Origin of the sequence: Lentibacillus salicampi (assembly GCF_004565465.1) — a bacterium.
Taxonomy (GTDB): domain Bacteria; phylum Bacillota; class Bacilli; order Bacillales; family Amphibacillaceae; genus Lentibacillus; species Lentibacillus salicampi.
The window spans coordinates 1-22517 of record NZ_SRHY01000051.1 but is presented as its reverse complement, the minus strand read 5'-3'; the positions used below and the strand labels follow the sequence as shown (position 1 = coordinate 22517).

28 protein-coding genes and 1 rRNA gene are annotated in these 22517 nt (G+C 43.2%); 20 read left to right on the top strand and 9 right to left on the bottom strand.

The window, feature by feature from the left end:
• The first annotated feature begins 374 nt into the window (after positions 1–374).
• Genes E4U82_RS17520 through E4U82_RS17505 form a run of 4 tightly spaced genes read left to right on the top strand, consistent with a single transcriptional unit; the run spans position 375 to position 3035 of the window.
• Positions 375–752 (top strand): GntR family transcriptional regulator, encoded by a 378-nt coding sequence (locus tag E4U82_RS17520; RefSeq protein WP_135111463.1) that lies wholly within the window; start codon positions 375–377, stop codon positions 750–752.
• The gene (locus E4U82_RS17515; RefSeq protein ID WP_135111465.1) at positions 742–1596 is read left to right on the top strand and encodes an ABC transporter ATP-binding protein; all 855 of its coding nucleotides are present in this window, start codon (positions 742–744) and stop codon (positions 1594–1596) included. Before E4U82_RS17520 ends, E4U82_RS17515 begins: the two co-directional genes overlap by 11 nt.
• 3 nt (positions 1597–1599) lie before the next feature.
• Positions 1600–2307: a hypothetical protein gene (locus E4U82_RS17510; RefSeq protein ID WP_135111462.1), complete on the top strand. Its 708-nt coding sequence runs from the start codon at positions 1600–1602 to the stop codon at positions 2305–2307.
• A gap of 26 nt (positions 2308–2333) precedes the next feature.
• Complete coding sequence (locus E4U82_RS17505) at positions 2334–3035, top strand: hypothetical protein (protein ID WP_135111461.1); 702 nt, start codon at positions 2334–2336, stop codon at positions 3033–3035.
• 27 nt (positions 3036–3062) lie between these two features.
• Here the strand turns inward: E4U82_RS17505 and E4U82_RS17500 are convergent, their stop codons facing one another.
• The 4 genes from E4U82_RS17500 to E4U82_RS17485 all read right to left on the bottom strand — a co-directional run bounded on the left by E4U82_RS17500 (position 3063) and on the right by E4U82_RS17485 (position 5533).
• The gene (locus tag E4U82_RS17500) at positions 3063–3839 is read right to left on the bottom strand and encodes an ABC transporter permease (RefSeq protein WP_135111464.1); all 777 of its coding nucleotides are present in this window, start codon (positions 3837–3839) and stop codon (positions 3063–3065) included.
• Positions 3839–4747 (bottom strand): ABC transporter ATP-binding protein, encoded by a 909-nt coding sequence (locus E4U82_RS17495; RefSeq protein ID WP_135111460.1) that lies wholly within the window; start codon positions 4745–4747, stop codon positions 3839–3841. Before E4U82_RS17495 ends, E4U82_RS17500 begins: the two co-directional genes overlap by 1 nt.
• Complete coding sequence (locus E4U82_RS17490) at positions 4748–4957, bottom strand: PLD nuclease N-terminal domain-containing protein (protein WP_135111459.1); 210 nt, start codon at positions 4955–4957, stop codon at positions 4748–4750.
• Between the two features lie 159 nt (positions 4958–5116).
• Positions 5117–5533 (bottom strand): helix-turn-helix transcriptional regulator, encoded by a 417-nt coding sequence (locus E4U82_RS17485; protein ID WP_209300596.1) that lies wholly within the window; start codon positions 5531–5533, stop codon positions 5117–5119.
• A gap of 157 nt (positions 5534–5690) precedes the next feature.
• On the opposite strand from E4U82_RS17485, the gene E4U82_RS17480 reads away from it, so the two are divergent.
• Positions 5691–5975 (top strand): hypothetical protein, encoded by a 285-nt coding sequence (locus tag E4U82_RS17480; protein WP_135111457.1) that lies wholly within the window; start codon positions 5691–5693, stop codon positions 5973–5975.
• Between the two features lie 235 nt (positions 5976–6210).
• Here the strand turns inward: E4U82_RS17480 and E4U82_RS17475 are convergent, their stop codons facing one another.
• Both E4U82_RS17475 and E4U82_RS17470 read right to left on the bottom strand, forming a co-directional pair.
• Positions 6211–6336: a YfhE family protein gene (locus E4U82_RS17475; protein WP_135111456.1), complete on the bottom strand. Its 126-nt coding sequence runs from the start codon at positions 6334–6336 to the stop codon at positions 6211–6213.
• A gap of 63 nt (positions 6337–6399) precedes the next feature.
• Positions 6400–7290, bottom strand: a complete 891-nt coding sequence (locus E4U82_RS17470; RefSeq protein WP_135111455.1) for a TIGR01777 family oxidoreductase — start codon at positions 7288–7290, stop codon at positions 6400–6402.
• 83 nt (positions 7291–7373) lie between these two features.
• Between E4U82_RS17470 and recX the strand changes: the two genes are divergently transcribed.
• Positions 7374–8186: a recombination regulator RecX gene (recX, locus tag E4U82_RS17465; RefSeq protein WP_135111454.1), complete on the top strand. Its 813-nt coding sequence runs from the start codon at positions 7374–7376 to the stop codon at positions 8184–8186.
• A 30-nt stretch (positions 8187–8216) separates the two neighbouring features.
• Here the strand turns inward: recX and E4U82_RS17460 are convergent, their stop codons facing one another.
• Positions 8217–8876 carry an SDR family NAD(P)-dependent oxidoreductase gene (locus E4U82_RS17460; protein ID WP_135111453.1) on the bottom strand — a complete coding sequence of 220 codons (660 nt, stop codon included), beginning with the start codon at positions 8874–8876 and terminating at the stop codon, positions 8217–8219.
• A 184-nt stretch (positions 8877–9060) separates the two neighbouring features.
• Between E4U82_RS17460 and E4U82_RS17455 the strand changes: the two genes are divergently transcribed.
• Both E4U82_RS17455 and E4U82_RS17450 read left to right on the top strand, forming a co-directional pair.
• Positions 9061–9678 (top strand): NUDIX hydrolase, encoded by a 618-nt coding sequence (locus tag E4U82_RS17455; protein ID WP_135111452.1) that lies wholly within the window; start codon positions 9061–9063, stop codon positions 9676–9678.
• A 118-nt stretch (positions 9679–9796) separates the two neighbouring features.
• Positions 9797–10138, top strand: coding sequence for a YfhH family protein (locus tag E4U82_RS17450; RefSeq protein ID WP_135111451.1), 342 nt, complete (start codon positions 9797–9799; stop codon positions 10136–10138).
• A gap of 62 nt (positions 10139–10200) precedes the next feature.
• Here E4U82_RS17450 and E4U82_RS17445 read toward each other — a convergent pair whose 3' ends face one another.
• A complete protein-coding gene (locus E4U82_RS17445; protein ID WP_135111450.1) occupies positions 10201–11187 on the bottom strand; it encodes a metal-dependent hydrolase in 987 nt (328 codons plus the stop codon).
• A 173-nt stretch (positions 11188–11360) separates the two neighbouring features.
• On the opposite strand from E4U82_RS17445, the gene mutY reads away from it, so the two are divergent.
• From mutY to perR, 10 genes are all read left to right on the top strand, one after another.
• A complete protein-coding gene (gene mutY, locus E4U82_RS17440; protein ID WP_135111449.1) occupies positions 11361–12431 on the top strand; it encodes an A/G-specific adenine glycosylase in 1071 nt (356 codons plus the stop codon).
• Between the two features lie 126 nt (positions 12432–12557).
• On the top strand, positions 12558–12734 hold the full coding sequence (locus tag E4U82_RS17435) for a gamma-type small acid-soluble spore protein (protein ID WP_135111448.1): 177 nt from the start codon (positions 12558–12560) through the stop codon (positions 12732–12734).
• Positions 12735–13221: 487 nt separating this feature from the next.
• Positions 13222–13746 (top strand): nucleoside tri-diphosphate phosphatase, encoded by a 525-nt coding sequence (ntdP, locus tag E4U82_RS17430; RefSeq protein WP_135111447.1) that lies wholly within the window; start codon positions 13222–13224, stop codon positions 13744–13746.
• Between the two features lie 147 nt (positions 13747–13893).
• Entirely contained in the window at positions 13894–15645 is a 1752-nt protein-coding gene (locus tag E4U82_RS17425; protein ID WP_135111446.1) for an ABC transporter ATP-binding protein, read from the top strand.
• A gap of 480 nt (positions 15646–16125) precedes the next feature.
• Positions 16126–16578, top strand: coding sequence for a potassium channel family protein (locus E4U82_RS17420; protein ID WP_135111445.1), 453 nt, complete (start codon positions 16126–16128; stop codon positions 16576–16578).
• Between the two features lie 72 nt (positions 16579–16650).
• On the top strand, positions 16651–17091 hold the full coding sequence (gene bcp, locus E4U82_RS17415; RefSeq protein WP_135111444.1) for a thioredoxin-dependent thiol peroxidase: 441 nt from the start codon (positions 16651–16653) through the stop codon (positions 17089–17091).
• 425 nt (positions 17092–17516) lie between these two features.
• Positions 17517–17729 carry a sugar transferase gene (locus tag E4U82_RS20690; protein ID WP_135111443.1) on the top strand — a complete coding sequence of 71 codons (213 nt, stop codon included), beginning with the start codon at positions 17517–17519 and terminating at the stop codon, positions 17727–17729.
• A gap of 67 nt (positions 17730–17796) precedes the next feature.
• Complete coding sequence (locus tag E4U82_RS17405) at positions 17797–18747, top strand: D-2-hydroxyacid dehydrogenase (RefSeq protein ID WP_135111442.1); 951 nt, start codon at positions 17797–17799, stop codon at positions 18745–18747.
• Between the two features lie 2 nt (positions 18748–18749).
• Positions 18750–19310: a cob(I)yrinic acid a,c-diamide adenosyltransferase gene (locus E4U82_RS17400; RefSeq protein ID WP_135111441.1), complete on the top strand. Its 561-nt coding sequence runs from the start codon at positions 18750–18752 to the stop codon at positions 19308–19310.
• Between the two features lie 308 nt (positions 19311–19618).
• Positions 19619–20071 (top strand): peroxide-responsive transcriptional repressor PerR, encoded by a 453-nt coding sequence (gene perR / locus E4U82_RS17395; protein WP_135111440.1) that lies wholly within the window; start codon positions 19619–19621, stop codon positions 20069–20071.
• A gap of 246 nt (positions 20072–20317) precedes the next feature.
• Here perR and E4U82_RS17390 read toward each other — a convergent pair whose 3' ends face one another.
• A complete protein-coding gene (locus tag E4U82_RS17390) occupies positions 20318–20710 on the bottom strand; it encodes a YgzB family protein (RefSeq protein ID WP_135111439.1) in 393 nt (130 codons plus the stop codon).
• A 129-nt stretch (positions 20711–20839) separates the two neighbouring features.
• Here E4U82_RS17390 and E4U82_RS17385 point away from each other — a divergent pair, with 129 nt between their 5' ends.
• A complete protein-coding gene (locus tag E4U82_RS17385; RefSeq protein ID WP_135111438.1) occupies positions 20840–21712 on the top strand; it encodes a nucleotidyltransferase-like protein in 873 nt (290 codons plus the stop codon).
• Between the two features lie 678 nt (positions 21713–22390).
• Positions 22391–22517 (top strand): 16S ribosomal RNA (locus E4U82_RS17380); the annotation flags it as partial.

The window sequence follows — 22517 nt, the reverse complement described above, 5'->3', positions numbered from 1 at the left end:
AAATGACATAAACGTGAAGCTTATTTGGCATACCCTTTTTTAAATCATTTCCATTTTTTTACATAAAAATAGGTTGTAGTGAAATGAAGCGGGATTTTTTGAAATACTTCTGTCCAAGGCTCCTAGTATAGGCTTCGCATCTTGATTAAGGTGCGGGGCTTTTTTACATAAAAATTGAACCATGTCCCATGCCATTATGTCAGGGGTAATCGAAATGTGACAATTCGGGCGAAAAAGTAGAGAACTTGGGCCGAATTTGTGACAACTTGAGCCGAATCTATGTGAACTTGGGCCAATTTACTATTGACAAAAACACCATAACGTTATATGGTTAGTTGCATAACTAATTAACCGATTAGCTAAGGAGCCTCATTATGAAATTGCAATTGGACGAAAACAAGCCAATTTTTATGCAAATCAAGGAATATCTGGAGGATGCGATTATCAATGGAACAATCAAACCGGGGGAGCGCGTCCCGTCAACAAATGAATTTTCCAAATATCATCAGATCAACCCGGCAACTGCAGCGAAAGGGACCAATGAGTTGGTGGATGAAGGTATTTTAGTGAAGCGGAGGGGTGTTGGCATGTTTGTAACCGAAGATGCTGAAGCGATTCTGATCGACAAGCGGAGGCAGACGTTTTATGAACATTATGTACTGCCATTAAAAGATGAGGCAGCCAAATTAAAAATTAACAAACGTGAACTTTTGGAAATGGTGAGCAAGGGGGAGATTGATGATGAAGATTGAAGTTAACAATTTATCAAAAAGCTATAAATCTACGAAGGCGCTGGATCATGTTTCGTTTACGTTGTCGGAACCAAAAATCTATGGACTTTTGGGACGAAATGGGGCAGGGAAAACGACGTTTATGGAAATTTTATCAGGTCATATTTTAGCTTCGGATGGCGAGATTTTGATTGATGGGGAAAATCCGTTTGACAATCAGCGGCTGACGGAATCGATTTGTCTGATTAAAGAGGGCGATAATTTTAAAAGGGATTTGAAAGTGAAAAATGTGCTGCGGATTTATGCTTATTTTTATCCAACGTGGGATCAGGAATTGGCTGATGAATTGATTAAGGAATATAATCTCAATTTGAATGCGAAAGTAAAGGCGTTATCAAAAGGTATGGCATCGGCACTCGGCATTATCGTCGGTTTGGCAAGCAAGGCGCCAATTACGATTTTTGATGAACCGTATATCGGCCTTGATGCCGCTGCACGCAAGAAATTTTACGATATCCTGCTGGAAGAATATGAAGCGGAAAAACGGACGATTATTTTTTCGACACATTTAATCGATGAAGTCAGTTTGATGTTTGAGGAAGTGCTGATTTTACAGGACGGGAAACTTATAATGCAGGAAGAGGCCGATACATTGCGTGATCAGGCATATGCGGTATCGGGACAGGTTGAGGATGTTGAACAATTTATCGCGGATAAAGAAGTGATCCAGAGCAAGCAGCTTGCCGGTATGATGACGGCGTATGTCTATGGCCATATAGAACAGGCAACATCAGCTGGACTGACGGCTGAAGGCATACCGATTCAGGAATTGATGATTTATTTGACGGAAACGAAAGGAGCATGAGCGATGGGCAGACAAATAAAAGGATTGTTGTATTTTTTTGGATCTGACCTGCGTTATTCATTGATGGTTTTTTGGACTATTTTACTCGCTATATTACTTGTATCATTGTTGTTCTCTTTCTTCTTGGCAAGTTTGGATGACGGAGAGGTCTTTTTTGGATTCAGCCTGACAGGGCCGATGTATGTTTATTGTGCGATTGTTGGATTTTTGACTGTCAAGGATTCGGTGCCATTTATGATTAAGATGGGGGCGACACGCAAAAATCTGTTCGCTGCAACCGGTATATTTTTTCTTTTGCTATCGCTTGCAATGGCCCTTGCGGCAACAATCTTGCAGGAGCTTGTCATGCTCTTAATGAATGCAACCGGAATTGGCATCTTTTCATTCTTTCATCCGTCCTATTTTCTGGAGGATACCTGGTATACACGGATTTTGATTGATACGGCGATTATGTTTTTCTTCTTTGCCGTTTTGTTTATGATCGGCCTCTTGTTCTACAAATATGGCCTGGCGGGCGGCGGCGGTTTTTTGGGAGCGCTGTTGGTTGTCTGTCTGCTTGGAATCGCACAGGGCTGGTTCGTTGATTTCGTTGTTGATGTATTTACAGGAATTGATCTTGGATTCTTTTATAAGCTGCTGGGTATTGGTGTGGTGATTTATGGGGTATCCTTCGCGTTTTTAAGAAAAATTACGACGGTTAAAGTCAGATAGCTAACCTTATGAAAGGGGCATAACAAATGGGGAGACAGGTGAAAGGGCTGCTGTATTTCTTTGTAACAGACATGCGGCGGCAATTTATCATATTTTGGTCGATATTGATAGCCAGTATGTTGGCAAGCATCATAATTGCCTATATGCTATTGAATTTGGAAAGCAATGGGCTGTATTTTGGCAAATCAGGAGCCATGTATATATTCTGCAGTATTTTTGGATTTGTAGCGGTAAAGGAAGGCATCCCATTTGCGATTAAAATGGGTGCCACTAGGAAAAATTTATTTGTCAGTGTCGTATTACTCTTTTTGGGAATCTCAATCCTGCAAGCGGTTTTTGCCAATACGTTGCACACAGTGGTTATATGGATGTTTGACCAGCTGTCCATCACAACTTTCAACTTTGTACACCCGGCACAGCTGTTGACAGATACATGGCTCTCCAGAGTCGTCATTGATACAACGGTCATGTTTTTTCTGCTTTCCGTTATGTATGTATTCGGTTTAATTTTCTACCGAACAGGTCTAATCGGCGGCGGAAGTGTAGCAGGTGCAGCTCTGATTCTTGCCATGGCCGGTGTCGCCCAGGGCTGGCTTGCCGATTTCTTCATAGAGTTGGCCCAGTCATTTGACATGGTTTTCTTCTATCAGATATTTGCAGCAGGTATAATCGTGTACGGTTTTTCCTGGCTGTTCATCCGCAACATAACGACCGTAAAAGTCAGATAGAAAAAGGACTGGTGCTGCCAGTCCTTTTTAACTCGCCAATTCCTTTTTTCTGAAGGTATAAACAGAGCCGAATATCAGGAAAACAATCATCATAAGTGTCACGATAGCTGCTCCGGTTAAATCAGATGGCACACTGCCGGTTGTGAGCATTTGTTGAATGTAGGTGGAAATACGATTTGGACTCCATTCAAGTATATGGGAAAAGATCGTTGTCACCAGGCCCATCAGCATGACCGTTGCAATGGTCAGAAATGCCACCAAACCGGGCGTTTTGACTAAAGTATTATAAAATATCGAAATTGACACGATAAGCAGTAGCCATAATCCGTAAAATAATAAGACCTGCAGCAGCGCCCCAAACGATAACGCGCCGAATAGTAAATTGATATAATACCAGCTGGCAAGCATGCCGAGCGAAAAGGCCACAAGTGTCAGTAGGGCGAGAGAAGCCCACTTGGCGGTGATGTAGTTCAGATAGGAAACGGGTTTAACCAGAATCAATTCCGAGACACCGCTTTTGCGTTCACCGGAGATAACCCCCATCGACATCAGAGCGATGACCAGAACGCCCATACTGCTGAACTGCCCGAGGCTCATCATGACGACATCGGCCGGCTGGTATTCCGGCAGCTGGATTTCAGTATCATCAGGCATTCCGCCGGCAGCATCAATGATTTGCGGCAGGTAATAATTGGTGAGCGGGTCCATAACAGCAAGTAAAATCATCACCAGTGGCACCCAGACCCATTTCACATTCCTGACATTTTCAATCAGCTCTTTTTGAAAAAGTGTCCACCATTGCATCAACTGTTCACCGCCTTCATAAACATGTCCTCCAGTGATGCGCGATTAACGGCAAACGACGTCAGCGGCCATTCTTCAGAGGAAGCGGCTGTCAGAATATCATGCCGTGCCGCTGTCATATTCTGCACGGTAACATGCAGGACGTCCCGCTGTATGTAACATTCTATGACAGTGGGGAGAGCCGTTACCTTTTCCTGATAATCACGCAAATCACCATCGAAACCGAGCTTAATTTTAGCAGTCTGGTATTTTTGACGAAGTTCACCCATCGATCCTGATTCAATGATTTTGCCTTCATGCATCAGCAGTACTTCGTCACTCACTTCGTCCGCATCGCCTAAAATATGCGTGGAAAATAAAATCGTCATGTCTTCCTTCAGTTCTTCCATTAGCGTTAACACGTCACGCCGGCCGATCGGATCCAGCGAGGATACCGGTTCATCAAGCATCAGTAACATGGGCTGATGAATCATGGCCTGCGCAATCCCAAGCCGCTGTTTCATGCCGCCGGAGTATTTGCTGATCCGGCGGTTTGCGGATTCGGCCAGTCCGACACGCTCAAGCAAATTTTTGGCTCTCCTTAGTGCTTCCGGTTTTGATAAGTATGCCAGCCGGCTGACATAAACGAGAAATTCTTTTCCTGTCATCCATTTAAAAAAGACAGGATGCTGCGGCAAATAGCCAATCGAATTTCGTATGTCGCTGTTTTGACTCATACCAGCGAATGCAATGGTTCCGCTTGTCGGTTTTAATAACCCGGAAAGCATTCGTAGTGTTGTCGTTTTGCCAGCACCATTCGGACCGATCAGCGCCACACATTTTCCGGATGTCAATTGAAAACTTGTCTGACTGACAGCCGGGCTGCTGTCGTACTTTTTGCTTAGTTTTTCAACGGTGACGAGTGCCATTTAATCGTTTCTCCTTCCAAAAATGAAATAAATAATCGGCCCAAGGATATTGATCAGAACGATAATAAGCGCCCACATCCATTTCGGGCCATTTGTCCGGTCAATCCGGATTAGATCAATGGCAGCCACAATCAGTAAAATGCCTTGAATAACCAATAATGGCGCGATAACAGCCCAGTTGATTTCACTGAGTATGCTGACTTCTTCCATTTCTTGTACACTCCAATCGATCAGTATAATCTTTATACGCGATATATCATATGAAAGTTCCGCCAAAGGGAGAAATAAAAAGAAACCGGCATTTGCCTCATTTTTTAACAGACAAACACCGGTATTTCGGGCTTATTCAGAATTAACCTACCGCATAAACTATGCACGTTCCATACTTTCGATAAAATTCTCCAGCATGTCGTGGACGATCCGCTGTTTCCGGACGGGGAGATTGCGCATGCGAAAAACCTGCTTTTTAAAATCGGGATTTTCCATCAAATATTGGACCAGTTCGACCGCTTCTTCATCAAATGGTTTGGCTTTGGAACTGTACATCCGCTTGAAATCCTTCAGTAAATCTTCCCGGAACGAATGATTGCCAACTATATGATCAATGGTCACATCAAATAATTCACTTAATTTAATCAATGATTCCAGATCAGGGGTCACTTTATTGGTTTCCCACCGGATGACAACATAACGGGATATGTTTAATTGATCGGCCAGACTTTCTTGTGTCCAGTCGTTTTGCTCACGCAGGAATTTAATGTTGTGAGCCATTTTCTCCAAACTCATGATTATCACACTCTGCATTTAATGGACAAATTATCCAAATACTTTAAAGGATAATTAAATCCTACCATGATTAGCAGAGTTAAAAGCCTAATTCTTTGTGCCCATTTCGCACATATTGTATGATGTTCTTAAATAGAACACTATGGAGGCTGGAATTATGCTGAGCTGTTTGATTTTGCACCATAAAACAATCACGAGTCTGACGAAAATTATGTTACTGCGAACCGTTTTTCATGAAGAGGAATTTGAAATACACGTTATTGGACAAGGTACGGTGATTATGTACTTATGGAATGTGGATAAAGCGGTCATTTTACAGGCAGCACTGATATTTGAAACAGAGCAGATTGAAACAGGTTTCGGATTTGGGGATTGTAAACGAAATGCACTGAACAATGCCCAGGCGATATATAATCATCCACAAAATTATCAACAGTCTTAATCTCTGATAGCAGGTCATTAACCGTTATATCCCCACAATCCACAAAGCTGAATGGAGTTACCCACTGAATGTGTGTGAATAAATGGTCCCTTTGTGGAGGGGACTCGTAATGTTATCAACAGGTAGTCGTTTTTTGTGGATAATCAAAATGAGTGTTGAAAAAGGGGGAAAACCTCGGAAGGCTAAGTGGTGTTTACGGGTTTTTGAACCACCTCTTAAAGAGGGAACCGCATGACTAACTGCGATTTCCTCTTTGAGACAACTGATTATACGTCTTATCAGCTCGTCGGAATTCCTTTTGGTACGAAACTTCCTGCATTTTGGATAAAAATTTTTCCTGTTCGATTGGTTTTTTTGGCATGACAATCCCTCACTTTAATAACAGGATGCTTCAAATCTGTTAAAATATACAGGGAAAATCCACTCAATGCCGTTCAGTTTCCTGCAAAGCCTCTCTGAGATATGGAAAAGAAAACGAATAGCGGGATTCCTGAGCCTTTTGCGGCAGGATACATTGCCCCTTTGCGATTAACAGGCTCATTTCCCCCATAGTCGTCCGGACCAGCAAATCCGGAGCCGGAAGCCAATACGGCCGGTTCAGGACATCCGCAAGCACTCTGGTAAAGTCTTTATTGCGTTTCGGATTAGGCGCGGTCACGTTGACGGGGCCACTAATATGTTCGTTCGCTATGCAAAACTGTATCATCCTGACGACATCCTCAATATGAACCCAGGAGACCCATTGTTCACCGCTGCCGATCCTGCCCCCGGCAAACATGTTGACCGGCAGCTTCATTAAGGGCAGGGCGCCTTCCTTGCCCAATATAACACCAAATCGTGTGTAAACGGTACGGACACCAAGCTGTTCCGCCTGTTTTGCCGTCTGTTCCCATTCCGTTACAACACTCGCCAGGAAGTCATCGCCAGGCTTCGTCGTTTTTTCCGTAAATATGAGATCCTCGGAAGTCCCATAAAAGCCGACTGCTGAACCGCTGATGAACACGTCCGGCTTACGTTCCATTTGTTCCATCATTTGAATAACCTGTTGTGTCGTGTTGATTCGGCTTGTGCGAATAGCATCTTTTTTCTTTTTTGTCCAATAACCGAACAGCGAATCCCCTGCCAGATTTACGATTGCATGCATGACAGGCAGATCGTCAACCGGGTGGCAATAGCTGATAAAGGTGACGCACTTGGTGTCATGATGCTCTTCAGGAGACCGTGTCAGTATGTACACATCATGGTCTGCTTCCGTTAAAGCCCTGGTCAGATGCGTTCCGACAAAGCCGGTCCCGCCAGTGATCATAATATTCATTCCATTCACTCCAATCATTATTGTTCAGACTAATCCTCACGCTGATTTCGTGATATAATATGCCGAAAGAGGAGGGAGAGATATTGACGAAAATAAGTCGGATTACCACACAAAAAAAACATAAAGATCGTTACAACATCTTTCTGGATGACGGCAATCAAGAGAAGTACGGGTTCAGTGTCGATGAAACCATATTAATCGAGTACCGGCTGCGTAAACATATGGAGCTTGATGATGCTTCCATTGCGGCCCTTATTCAGAAAGATACGTTACATAAACACTATACCCTGGCCATTAATTTTTTAAGCTACCGGATGCGCACGAAAAAGGAAATCCATGATTACCTTGTTCAAAAAGAAGTTGATGCGGAACAAATAAACGAAATCATGAGCAAACTCGCGGATGAAGGGCTCATTAACGACAGGCAATTTGCTGATGCGTTTGTCCGGACACGCATCCAGACGTCAAACAAAGGCCCCATCCTCGTCAGACAGGAACTGCTGAAAAAAGGTGTAACTGAAGCGATTGCTGGTGAAGCAGTCGACATGTACACATTTGATATTCAATTTGAAAAAGCAGCAAAACTGGCGGACAAAAAGCTGGGTTCCAGCAGCCAAAAGTCATTTCGACAGCAAATCCAGCAGCTGCAGGGAACATTGATGCAGAAGGGCTTTTCCGCTGATGTTGTCAAGGAAGTCACTTCCGAACTGCAGGATCAAAAGAATGATGATGCCGAATGGGATGCCCTCGTGAAACAGGGTGAAAAACTGTTGCGTAAACATCAGCAATCATTTAGCGGCTTTGAGCTGAAGCAAAAAATAAAAGAGGGCTTATATCGTAAAGGGTTCACAATCGACCTGATTAATAGATTTGTGGATGAGAAGGTTGAGGACTAAAAACTGTCCCCGTCTTCACATCGTGTATAGCTAGCGGTCAATAACGATTTCACGCCGTCCGTCATCTTCATTAAAGATCTGCTCAGCCACCACTTCAGGTCCTTTCAAAACAGTCGGGTCTTCCACATGTGCAGAATGATCCCAGAATGGGGTGTTCATGCCGCCCATATAGACGGCGGTGATGGCGATGGGGTCATCCACCCATTCTTTTTGCAGACTTTCTGTGAATCCTTTAACAGCAAACTTGCTGGCACAATAAATGGATTCATGCACTTTTCCGCGCAGCCCAGCCGTCGAAATGATCGTTAAAATACGGCCACTGTTTTCACGGATTAATGGAAGCGCAGACTGGACGGTCAGGATGGTTCCCTTGACGTTGGTATTGAGTGTTTTATCGATATCACTTACCTTATAATCCCCCAATGGACCAAAGATCCCGATGCCGGCATTATTGATGAAAACATTCAACTCGCCGATTTGCTGAAACGCAATACTGACTGATGCCGGTTCCTGGACATCACAAAGGATTACTTCCGCCTGTCCCCCATTTTCCCGAATTTCTTTCTGGACCAGATGCAGTTTCGTATCATCCCGTCCCAGTAAATATACTCTGTAATCATGGTCGGCGTATTTCAGTGCAAGGGCCCGGCCCAAACCGCTTCCCGCTCCGGTAATTGCAACCGTAGACATTGTGTATGACCTCCAATTTCTTTTTCCTGACAGAACGTTTCGTACATGAAGTCTTCTATCATTATACTATTTTTGGAATTGTTTTACCACGATTCAAAAACAAACAAAGTTTCAATTCCTTCTGTTGTATGGAGGAGAAGATGGCTGCTACCATAATAAATAAGAATTGAATGGGGGATTTTAAATGAGCACAAAATGGCTGGAATGGGCACAGCGGATTCAAGCCTTGTCACAGTCCGGGTTAGCTTTTACAAAAGATGTTTATGATAAGGAACGGTATGAGGAACTGCGGGAGATCAGTGCTGACATCATGTCGGAATATACTGGTCTGGAAATGAAAAAAGTGAAAGAGCTATTCACAAATGAAACCGGGTACCAGACGCCCAAAGTCGATGTCCGTGGTGCAGTTTTCAGGGATGGGGATATCCTGCTGGTCAGGGAAAAAGTCGATGATAGATGGTCGCTACCCGGAGGATTCAGTGATATCGGATTGTCACCTTCTGAAAATATTGTAAAAGAAATAAAGGAAGAATCCGGTTTTGACGTGATACATAAAAAACTGATTGCGTTGTTGGACACGCAACACCATGAACATCCGCCATTACCGTACCATTATTATAAACTGTTTATTCACTGTGAAATCGTCGGAGGAGAGGCAACGACCGGCATGGAAACGCGGGATGTTCAATTTTTCCCTGAACACGCACTTCCTGAGCTGTCTGCCGGTCGCAATACGGAAAAACAGATGCATATGTTGTTTGATTATATGCGACACCCAGAGCAGGAAACGATCTTTGATTAAGATCAAAGCAGGTACAGAAGGTGCTCGTACACCAGGTTAAGTCTGAAGAACGAGTGAATGGCAGGATTTCTCAACAATTGGTACAATGTAAATGGATTGGAGAAGGGAGCGTCAAAAATTGAATTACCGATACAGTGATTATACAGTTGAGCAGCTGCGGGAAGAGGTCGGCAGGCTAAAGGAAAAAGCCCAAAAAGCTGAACAGCTGGGAAACATAAGTGAAGTAGCGATTAACGAACGGAAAATGCAGGTGGCCATTGCCTATATGATCAATCCCGATGAATTCTCACCACAGGATGTTCACGAATTAAAAGGCGATCCATCCTATAAATTCAAAATTAATTATATCAACGGTGTATTTGCCTGGGGCCACCGCGTTAATCTGTTGAATGAAGTGTATGAAAAAGAAGAAGCACTACCAATTTCTTTGCTGGGAGATAAAGTCGATATCGGGAACTAGTAGAATGCGTATAAACGCCCTGTACATGCAAAAGAACAGCCGGTATTGGTCCGTGCTGTTCTTTATACTGGGTTTTCGCCGATTTCAAGCTTATTCTGCAGTTTTTGCTCGGAAAAAATCCAGCCCGTATAAGATGTCAAAATCTGCTTGTTTCGGTCAATTTGAACGACAGCCACAAATGGGTAGCGTTCATTTGACCGGTACCGCAGATCAATGAACCGTATTTCGGTATAGTAATCGTATTCGTTCACTTCCCAACGGTAAACCGGGGAAAAGGATAAAAATGCGGCGATATTTTTATCCTGCACAGCCACATGAAAAAGCTTGTCGTCCGGTAAAGGAACTTTCTCAAATTGATCGACAATTTCAATATGGCCATCTTTCACTGTTCCGACATAAAAGTAATCGGTTGTTGTTATGGCAACACGCCAGCGATTTTGTTTAATGGTTGGAGAAGTTGCTATCTGTTTGGTATTCGGATAAAAGTCTTTGATTTTCCGGACGATCTCCCGTTTATCCATATACCGCTTCACATAATAAAGCGCAATGACTGCATAGACAATCAGGAATGTGTAGCCTGGATTGGCACCAAGCAGCCAGGCGACAATACCGCCGATATGGAGGAGAAAAATGTACGGGTCAAACGTATTGATGAACCCGTATGCGACCCACTTATTGGAGAAGGGCCGATATGCCTGTGTTCCATATGCGTTGGGGATATCGACAAGTACATGAATGACAACCGCAAGCGCTGTCCATGCCCATAAATGCCAAAAATTGACCCCTGGGACAATCATATGAAGGATGCTTGCTATCAGGACGCCCCACATGAGAACAGCAGGGATGGAATGCGTGGCTCCACGGTGGTGCCGTATATAAACAGCATTGTTACGCAGTTTTAACAGGGTATCGAAATCCGGCGCATGTGAACCAATAATGGTCCCGGCCAGTACAGTGGTGAATAAAGCTGGATCATGCTGCACGGCAGGGTCCAGTGTGGCCAGCCCGCCGATTGCAACCCCCATAACGATATGGGTGCCTGTGTCCATAAGTTGAATTCCTCCTTGATAGGATTCATGATGTTTTTAATGTTATGGCATAAAACAAATGATGCATTTATGATAACAATAACGTATCAGATTCGGCTTACACTTATATTCAATTAAAGGAAAGATATAATGACAGCCCGTTTTTTTAATTGTAACACAAAGGATGTAGCAAAATGACTGATAAAATATTACAGAAATTCGACATCTCTGCCTTCCAGGAACAATTAATCGACTGGTATCAAGCGAACAAACGTGACCTGCCATGGCGGCATGATCAGGATCCGTACAAGGTCTGGGTGTCTGAAATTATGCTTCAGCAGACCCGTGTCGACACGGTTATTCCTTATTTTCAACGGTTTATTTCGAATTATCCAAGCCTTTATGATTTAGCCTATGCCGATCAGCAGGATGTTCTAAAAACGTGGGAGGGCCTTGGCTATTATTCCCGTGTACGTAATCTGCAAAACGCAGTCCGGGAAGTTGTTGCGTCATATGGCGGTGAAGTACCCAATGATCCAAAACAATTAGGGAAACTTAAAGGGGTCGGCCCGTATACAAAAGGTGCCATTTTATCCATAGCATTTGATAAACCTGAGCCTGCGGTTGATGGCAATGTGATGCGGGTTCTCTCCCGTGTTTTAAAAATAGAAGACGATATCGCGCAGCCAAAAGTCAAAAAACAATTTGAAGGGTATGCAGCTGCCCTGATTTCACACGATGATCCGTCTTCCTTCAATCAGGGTATTATGGAACTTGGAGCGTTGGTTTGTACACCGAAAGAGCCGATGTGCATGTTTTGCCCGGTGCAGGAGCATTGCCGGGCATTTCAAGAAGGGATTGAACAGGAACTGCCAGTCAAGTCAAAAGCGAAAAAACAGAAAAAAGTTCCTTATACAGTACTTTTAATTCGCAACGAAAAAAATGAGTACTTGATTGAAAAACGTCCGGACGATGGCCTGCTGGCAAACATGTGGCAATTTCCCATGGTGCCGGTTGCTGAAGTTGGTAAAGATCATATGGCAAACTGGTTTAAAATGGAATATGGCATAGACGTTAAGCCATCAGCAAAAAAGGGCGATCTTAGACACGTCTTCTCCCACATAATCTGGGAACTGGAAATTGTGGAAGCAACAACTACAAATGAGAAAGCAGAAGATGAACGGGTGTATTTTGTAACCCGTGATGAATTGTCAGCGTACCCTTTTCCCGTTTCCCATCAAAAAATGATGCCCTATATAACCTGAACGGTGGCCATTACCTTCGTTGGAACCCTATTTCCATTTTGTTACTCTATATGCTGAATTTAACTCTGATTATGCTGGATAACAGCGTTCAAAATGGAAAAAGTAATGGTTGCGGAGGTGATATTGATGGCTAAAAAACAACAGCCAAACCAATCATCTGCTGGTACTAATGTACAGAAAGTAAAACAGCAAAACCAGCAGGCACAACAGGGACAAGGTCAGTACGGTACTGAGTTTGCATCTGAAACGGACGCACAGTCAGTTAAACAGAAAAACCAAAAATCGCAACAAAATAAAAAATAACGCAGGCCACCCCCAACTTTAAAACAATGAAGAGCTCCCGCCCCCAGGGAGCTCTTTTTATGATATACTCTACTCGTTTCTTTTCCTTTATAAATTTTGTTTTGGAACTTATAATAAAAGAACAAGGCTTTTGAAGAAAGGCTGTCTTACCCCGCCTTAATGGGCAGTAAGACCCCACTTTAAGATTTTGAGGAGGAACCCAAAAAGATAAGTGGGGAATCAACCGGCCGTAAAGGCTCGATTCTGTTCGGACCTGCAGGATGCAGGTTACAAAGGCGTTTGACGGTTTTAGCCTTTGTTCCTTTACTTCAGTAAGGGTGGAAGGCCCTCCTGAACGAAGTTTCACTTTATGAAGCATTGTTGCGATTAAAACTGGTTTGCTATATGAACGGCGGACCCTTGTTGTCACAGCAGCAATTCTTTCTAAGAGTTTAGATGTATGAGGCCCCTGAGACGTCTTGAACAATCGTGGGATAGGAGAGATAGGATGCCCGGTCCAAATCCAGGTTCATCTATAGAAATACATAGTTATAAACATAACGGTCAACTGCATCGCATATGGGAAGACACCCTAGTGTTGAAAGGTACGGAAATGATTGTTATCGGTGCAAATGACAAAACACAGGTAAAAGAAAGCGATGGCCGCACCTGGATAACCAGAGAGCCTGCTATCTGTTATTTTCATTCTGAGTATTGGTTTAATGTCATTGGTATGCTGCGTGCTGACGGCATTTATTATTATTGTAACATCAGCTCACCTTTCATTTTTGATGAGGGGGTGCTCAAATACATTGATTATGATCTTGATATCAAAGTTTATCCAGATATGACGTTTGATTTGCTGGACGAGGACGAGTATGAAGTACACAAAAAGAAAATGAGCTACCCTGGCGCGCTGGATCGTATTTTATACCGGAATATGGATTATTTAACAGGGTGGGTCAGACAGCGAAAAGGTCCCTTTTCAGTAGAATTCATTGATCAATGGTATGAAAGGTATTTGACGTATTAGTACTCTGATTCAAATAATTGATTAACAGCGTGGAATGGTTTTATAATCGGATAAGTGTGCTAAAATGATTAATCCTTGTTACAAATGTAGCAAGGTCCTTTCTTTGCAATGTCAGAGAGAGCTATTATAAATAAGGGAAGCGACGTTATGAGCAGTATTAAGCAGTATTTACAATTCGTCAAACCATATAAGTGGAAAATTTTAATAACAGTTCTTGTCGGAATTTTGAAGTTCGGCATTCCGCTCCTGATTCCATTGATACTCAAGTATGTGATTGACAATATTATCAATGCGGATGGCCTGGCGGATGGAGCCAAGCTGGAGCAACTGTTCTGGTTGATGGGGAGCGCATTTATCATCTTTCTTATTTTGCGCCCGCCGATTGAATATTTTCGACAATACTTGGCGCAATGGGTAGGGAACACAATCCTGTATGATGTCAGGAATAAGCTGTTTGACCACATTCAAAAACTGAGCCTAAGATTTTATTCTCAGACAAAAACCGGGGAAATTATTTCCCGGGTAATACATGATGTCGAACAAACGAAAAATTTTGTTGTGACAGGATTAATGAATATTTGGCTCGATATGATCACTATTTTAATCGCTATCGGCATTATGCTGACGATGGATGTTGGACTGACAATTGTCGCTATCATATTGTTCCCGATATTTGGATTTTGCGTCAAGTTTTTCTACGGCAGACTCAGAAGGCTGACACGTGAACGTTCGCAATCACTTGCTGAAGTGCAGGGCCATTTGCATGAACGCGTCCAGGGTATACCGGTGACAAGAAGTTTTGCACTGGAAGACTATGAACAGGGGCAATTTGATGAACGGAACGCCAACTTTCTGCAAAAAGCGCTTAACCATACCGACTGGAACGCCAAAACGTTTGCGGTAATGAACACCATTACTGATGTAGCACCATTATTGGTCATTGCGTTTGCCGGCTATCAAGTGATTCAGGGGAACGTGACTGTCGGGGACATGGTTGCCTTCTACGGCTATATGGAACGGGTGTATAGTCCGCTAAGGCGTCTGATCAGTTCTTCGACGGTTTTGACGCAGTCGATTGCATCCATTGACCGTGTGTTTGAATTAATGAATGAAAAATACGATATTGTAGATCATCCGGACGCGAAAAAGCTCGAACGCGTTGACGGGGATATTGATATTGATCACGTGTCCTTTAAATATGAAGACGAAGAAGCAGAAGTATTACAGGACGTCTCCCTTCATGTTAAAAGTGGCGAAACGATTGCGTTCGTCGGTATGAGCGGCGGAGGTAAATCGACACTGATCAGCCTTATCCCTCGCTTTTATGATGTGACGGGCGGATCGATCAAAGTGGATAGCACTGATATTCGAGAAGTGCAAGCCCGCTCATTGCGTGATCATATTGGCATGGTTTTGCAGGACAATATATTATTCAGTGAATCCATCGCGATGAACATCCGCATGGGTAAACCGGATGCCACTGATGAAGAAGTGGTGAAAGCTGCTGAGGCGGCAAACGCCCATGACTTTATTAAAGAACTATACAATGGCTATGATACGATGGTCGGTGAACGCGGTGTTAAACTTTCCGGCGGGCAAAAGCAGCGGATTGCCATCGCCAGGGTATTTTTGAAAAACCCGCCAATCCTGATTTTTGACGAAGCCACATCGGCACTTGATTTGGAAAGTGAGCATATTATTCAGGAAGCGATGGAACGGCTTGCTTCAGACCGGACGACATTTATCGTCGCCCATCGTCTGACTACGATTACACATGCAGACCGGATTGTCCATATTGAAGATGGCGAAATTAAGGAAGTCGGCTCTCATAGTGAGCTAATGGCCAGAAAAGGTCACTATTACGATCTGTATCAAGTACAAAATTTGGATGATTCATAATGGTTATTGGTGGAGCTCCTTCGTATTTGCGGAGGAGTTTTTTGATTGTCCAGGAAATTATATTTTCAAAAACGCTGTGGATAACTGCTAACCTGGTCAGTCACGTTTAGCTCCAGCGCCTACTCCCCCGAGGCCTTAAGCAATCATTTTACCTGGCAAAACCCGCCACTACAAATTCTTGCTTAAGTCTTTCGGGGGTGAACAAGGCGTGCTGCGCTTTTCTTATGTTGTTCCGGGTCGTTTTGAACGGGATATAGTTTGAGCGTGCTTGAGGACGTGGCGAGCACGGGGAAAACGAGCGAGCCCGGAACGAAATCGAGCGAGAAGAGGGCAGAGTCGATCGGGGAGCAGGTGAAATCGAGCAAGAACCCCTCGTCCGGCTCGAAAATGCATTGGTTATGCCCTATTCTATTAATCACGAAAAATAAAGGGCAATTCAGCGGGTGGATAAGCATATGCTCAATATAGGGCGGGGATACTATGGATATCATTTCTTGGGTGGTTATCATCGTGATTATGATAATCGTCATCTTCAGCATCATGGATTTTATTCGTGGCGGCAAGCTGCGCGGACGTATGCAAATGCGGGACAGCCGTTTTTCTGCGGAACTTTTTTATACATTGCTGATGATCTACCTGGTTGTCATTTTCGGATTCGGCTTGATCTATTTTGTGCTGTCGATGAACCATGTTTTATTAGTTGAAAATGGTGAGCTTCGAGAAGTAAGTGTTCTCGGGTCATTCATCCATTCATTTTACTTCAGCGGTGTCACGCTTCTGACAATTGGCTACGGGGATATTATACCGCTTGGGATCGGGCGACTGCTGGCACTTATCCAGGCGCTGATCGGCTATGTGCTGCCAACTGCATTTGTATTGCGGCTGGTTCAGTCCAATCAGCAGAATAGAGACAGAAAACAGGATATGCTATAGTGGACATATCAGGATGTTCAAAAAGTTCGGGAAATCTTTCTTTTTGAACACATATTTTATGGAGGGATATCGATGCGTGCAGAAGAAGGAAAACAAGCGCCTGAGTTCACATTGCCAAATCAGAATGGTGAACAAGTGAACCTGTCAGATTTCAGAGGTGAACATGTTGTATTGTATTTTTATCCAAAAGATATGACACCGGGCTGTACAAATGAAGCGTGTGACTTCAGGGATAACAAGGAAAAATTCAGTGATCTGGATGCGGTTATCGTAGGCATCAGCCCGGATCCGGTCGAAAGCCACCAAAAATTCATTGACAAACATGACCTGCCTTTCATGCTATTGGCAGATGAGGACCATCAAGTGGCAGCTGACTATGGTGTTTGGGATGGTGGTATCGAACGTTCCACTTTCATCATTGACAAGGAAGGCAATCTGCAGAAAACATTCCGCAACGTAAAAGTGGACGGGCATGTTGAAGAAGCCCTTAGCTTTTTGCGGGAAGCCAGTTGACTGTAAATCAGAAATCGTGCAAGGACAGTCCATCACAAGACAGGTGGGCTGTTTTTTTAGGGCAAAGTGTTAAGGGCGAGCCATCGCTGTTGCTGTTGGTATTGGAAGCGTCTTACTTTTCAGATAGAATATTAGCAAAGCCTTCCCTTTTTGATAGGTTTTCTGCGAGGCTTGAATGTGTATTCAAGTAACACCTCTCCCATATAAAATTTTAACAATATACCGTATCCGCGTATACACTATCATCCCCAAGAATAGGCTTTAGTAAAAAATGATGGAAGGGCGGGGTGCATGGAGATCCGTCAGCCTATCCGTTTGCGCTCAGTTTCGGTTCGCCATAAGCAATGGTTTCTAATAGAGAGGCGACTTTTTGACATCATGATCAGTCTGGCAGGCTTGCTTGCTTATTTTATCACCGCTGATTCTTGGGGTTGCCTGACATTGCAAATTACTATAATTCGTATCAGGAGCAGCGGCTACAGGTAAAGCCTGGAATCATCGGTCTTTCTAAACTGAGTGGCTACACGAATAAATATCATGACAAAAAAATCAAAGACGATCTATATTATATTCAATCTTGTTCGGTTAAAACAGACGCGATGATTGTGTATCGCTTGTTAAAACATATGATGAAGTAATGGAAATTTTAACTGATAACGTTTACGATAGAAATAGATTCAGCTAATACAAGGGGGGGATTCAAGGATGATGATCCTGTCTTCTGCTAAAATTTCAGAAAAACATCGGACAAGACTTCGTGACCGTTATTCGGATGAAACGTTTATATTTTGTAACCATATGGATGAGGCGAAGCACTACATAAGTGATGCTGACGTTCTTCTGACATACGGTGATGACTTGAATGCGGATTTGATCAGTAAAACTTCCCGGCTGAAATGGATTATGGTACTGTCTGCCGGAATCGAAAAAATGCCGGCCAAGGCGATCAGCAAACGGGGGATTCTCGTCACCAACGCGCGTGGCATTCATAAATATCCGATGGCCGAGTATGCCATTTCCATGCTGTTTCAGGTGTATCGTCAAAGTAAACGACTCACAGCCAATGAGAAAGCCAAAAAATGGGACAAGTCCGTACGTATGCGAGAAATAAACGGAAGGACGATGCTCATTGCCGGGGCAGGTTCAATCGGTCAGGAAGTCGCCCGTCTCGCCAAAGCATTCCAGATGACCGTCTATGGCGTCTCTAAAAGCGGAAAGTCCCTGGAGTATTTTGACCAGGTCGTCAAGCAGGATGCTATTGATCAGTTGCTGCCTAAAGCTGATTTTGTCATATCAGTTTTGCCGGGTACGCCAGAGACAAAAGACTTTTTTACATATGACCATTTCCGGAAAATGCCGGACCATGCCGTGTTTTTAAACATGGGCCGCGGTGATGCAGTCCGTGGAGAAGTAATCTTAAAAGCGGTGCGGTCGGAGGAAATGGCCCATGCGGTATTGGATGTGTTTGAAGAGGAACCACTTCCGGAAGATCATCCGTTTTGGGAGGAAGAACGTGTCACTGTAACACCGCATTTATCAGGTGTATCACCACATTATCAGACGCGTGCGCTTGAGATTTTTGAGCAGAATCTGCAAACGTACTTGAATGGCGGAACGAATTACGTCAATAAAATAGATGTAACAAGGGGGTATTAAGGATGCGGATTTATACCAGAAAAGGTGATAAAGGAAAGACATCGCTAATATACGGCGAGCGCGTGCCAAAAAATGATCTGCGTGTGGAAGCATACGGCACATGTGACGAGGCGAATTCGGTGATTGGACTGGCCCTGAGTTTTCTTGATCAGGAAGAATGGGCGGAAAAAGACACGTTCCTGGAAAAAATGCATCATTGCCAGACGATTTTATTTCATGTAGGAGCAGAGCTTGCGACACCGAACGATAAGGAAGTCACCTGGAAACTGAAGCAGGAACATATCGATGAACTTGAAAAGGAGATGGATGCCTGGGATAAACATCTGGAAATGCTGCATAACTTTATCCTGCCGTCGGGTCATGCGTCATCAAGTGCGCTGCACAACGCCCGTACCGTTGTAAGACGTGCAGAGCGCACAGCGATAGCCCTGAATGAACAGGAGGAGGTCAATCCACTTGTTATATCTTATTTGAACAGACTGTCCGATTTTCTGTTTGTAGCAGCACGATATGTTAATCAGGCTCTTGATGGGGCCGAAATACCACTGATAGCAGATATTTAGCGAAACGCAGGAGCGATTACCAAACTTATGGTATCGCTCTATTTGGATCAGGACTCCCTATAAGCCAGGTGCTATAAAACGGAGCGACAAAAATTTGAATTAATAATATACCTGGCCTGGCAATATACTTATATTGACAGAACACAGTGTTAGCGGGTAAACTTTAATTATAAGAATTATAATATAAGAGGTCTTTCAAAAGTCTGGATAATATGACACGTTGAATTTTTTCGTTGTCTTGTTTCTCCTTTTGAACACGCAATATAATATTATACCTTTGAACTGATTAAATATTGAAAGCGGGGTGCATGGCGGTGTCTGATGATCATAAATTGCAGGAAGCAATCGATACTCTTAGAGACTCCGGCGTACGCATAACACCACAACGTCATGCGGTTCTTGAGTACCTTCTTAACTCAATGATTCACCCGACAGCCGATGACATTTATAAAGCCCTTGAGGGAAAGTTCCCCAATATGAGTGTTGCCACGGTTTACAACAATTTACGTGTATTGAGGCAAATCGGCCTTGTCCGGGAATTGACTTATGGTGACTCATCAAGTCGTTTTGATTATAAATCAAGTGAGCATTATCATATTATTTGTGAAGAATGCGGCAAGATTGTGGACTTCCATTACCCGACATTGGATGAGGTCGAGTCATTGGCTGAACAAGTCACAGGATTTGATGTCAGCCATCATCGAATGGAGATTTACGGGAAATGTGATGAATGCCAGCAAGTGGAGACGCAAAAACATTAATCTTAGATGATATTAAAAATCCAGGCTGTGTGGACAGTCTGGATTTTTTAAAAGATACAAAAGTATAAAATTTTTGGCTATATGAAGCTCTTTGTCAGCAATAGCCATGTCCAGCTTCGACGTATAGGACGTACTAGTGCCGGCGTTGGCACAGGACGTGCCGAACTTAGCCGGCCAGCGCCTCCCTCTCGAGGTCTTAAGCTTTTTGGGGGGTGAACAAGGCGCCCTGCGCTTTCTTAGTGTTCATCATTCGTCATTTTTTATCTTGGCTTTGGCTTTACTCCGGAATTTACGGTTATTGTATCGTTCATCAAATTCGACGCCTTCCAGGTCTTTATCAAGTGTCAACGGCTGTTTGCAGTGCATACAGGCATCAACCTTTCCAAGCATTTTTGTCGGTTTCTCACAGCTTGGACAAATAATCGGAACGGCTTTCGTTGAGAGCATTCCTATCCAGAAGTAAACCACACAGCTTAACAGAATGAACATAACACCAAGCAGAAATAACGTCAGCATCAGCCATTCAATATTTTTGGATAAAAGCCCCCCATACATAACAGCAAATCCGACAAAAATCAGAATCAATGCAAATGAACGGATTTTATTTATTTTACTGGAATAGACCAATTTATCTGCCATGAATAGTCCTCCTTGTTATGTTCCAGAGCCAGTATACCATATTTTATTGGAATTTCAGATTCATAAAAAGGATTTCACAAAATCATAACGAATTATATATAGTACTGAAACTAATGGAGGATTTGTGAAATGGAAGATTTATTACGACCGATTTATCAGGAGCATGCGGGCAATCCGAACACAATAGGCATCATTTTGTTTGAAAGAAAGAAATCAGACAGCCCGATAACCGATAACTTTGATGTGATTTTGCTTATTATTGTTTGCACAGCAGAGAAAGAATGGCAAGAAAAGCATTACGAATTTAATAGCAAAACTGCTGTTATGCATACCATAACTGAAGATTTACTCAAACAATGGGTTGATATAAACGGATATCAGGAAGCAATTGAATGGATTATCGCTGGAAACACGATTTTTGATCGGGATGCCAGCATTTCACGATTGAAAGAACAGTTAAGAAGATTTCCGCATGAAAAAAGAGATTCAAGAAAAGCAATCGAATTCGGGAAACTAATCAAACGCTATACGGAAGTAAAAGACCTTTATATGTCGGAACAATACAAAGATGCTTTCAGCGAGATGGTACACACACTCCATTATTTAGCAAGACTTGCGGTCATAGAAAAGGGATACTATCCGGAAGTGACATTATGGAGTCAAGTCAGGGAAATCGATCCCGAAATCTATAAATTGTATGATGAATTAATTCAAAGTAATGAAGAAATAGGCAAGCGTGTACACTTGATGATACTTGCTGCAGATTTCGCTATCAGCAGAAGGGCGAAGGTTTCTGCAAAGCACTTACTTGATATTTTGGAAATAAAAAATGGTGCCTGGTCATACGAAGAGATCAAGCAGAACGCCAGCATTAAACCATATGAATTGAATCTGTCGGCAATGCTCAATTATTTGACTGAAAAAGGCATCCTCGCTGCAGTTAGGATTGATACGAAAGGTGTGGGGGTGTATCAGCGTAAGTATCGGCTTAATCGCGCATAAGGTGTTGGGAGTGGGTCATGGTGGAAGCGGATACCTGTACGAAAGCGGGGACATATTGCCGGCCACACCGCGTGTCACCCTCCTTGCACCAGCCCTTTGCAGCAGTCTTTTTTGCAGTGAGATTCGGTCTGACAGCTGCAAATGGATACTGTTGGCAACGATTGATATGATCGAACAAATGCCGAACCTTTAACCCAAAAACATGACGTCGATTAAGCGGAGTTTCAAAGTGTTTCCGTGTCTTGGTCCAGTGATTAAAATCTCTTAAAAAATCTTATTGACTTTCATTTTAATGCATGGTACATTTATATGCGTCGCAAAAATCATATTCGGATTTAGGCGATGCAAATAACTCAAAAATTTCCTCTTGATAAACATGAGGTTACTGTGTTAGATTAAAGGTCGTTGCACTCAACAGGGCAACACAGGGTAACGAAAACTTCCAAAAAAATGTTTGACTTTGTGTTTGGAAGATGGTATATTAATTAAGTCGCTTTCGAGAGGCGACAACGAAATTGCTCCTTGAAAACTGAACAAAACAACCAGTATGACAAACAGATGTCAGAGGTAAGAGGTTGGAAGTCAAAATTTGATTTTGACGGAAGGCCAATGAAACCCTGGATCAATTTTTAGCTAAGCCATACAAGAGATTGATCGGTGTCAATCTCCTGACAAACTTTTTTGGAGAGTTTGATCTTGGCTCAGGACGAACGCTGGCGGCGTGCCTAATACATGCAAGTCGAGCGCGGGAAGCAGACAAACGCCCTTCGGGGCGTGCGCCTGTGGAACGAGCGGCGGACGGGTG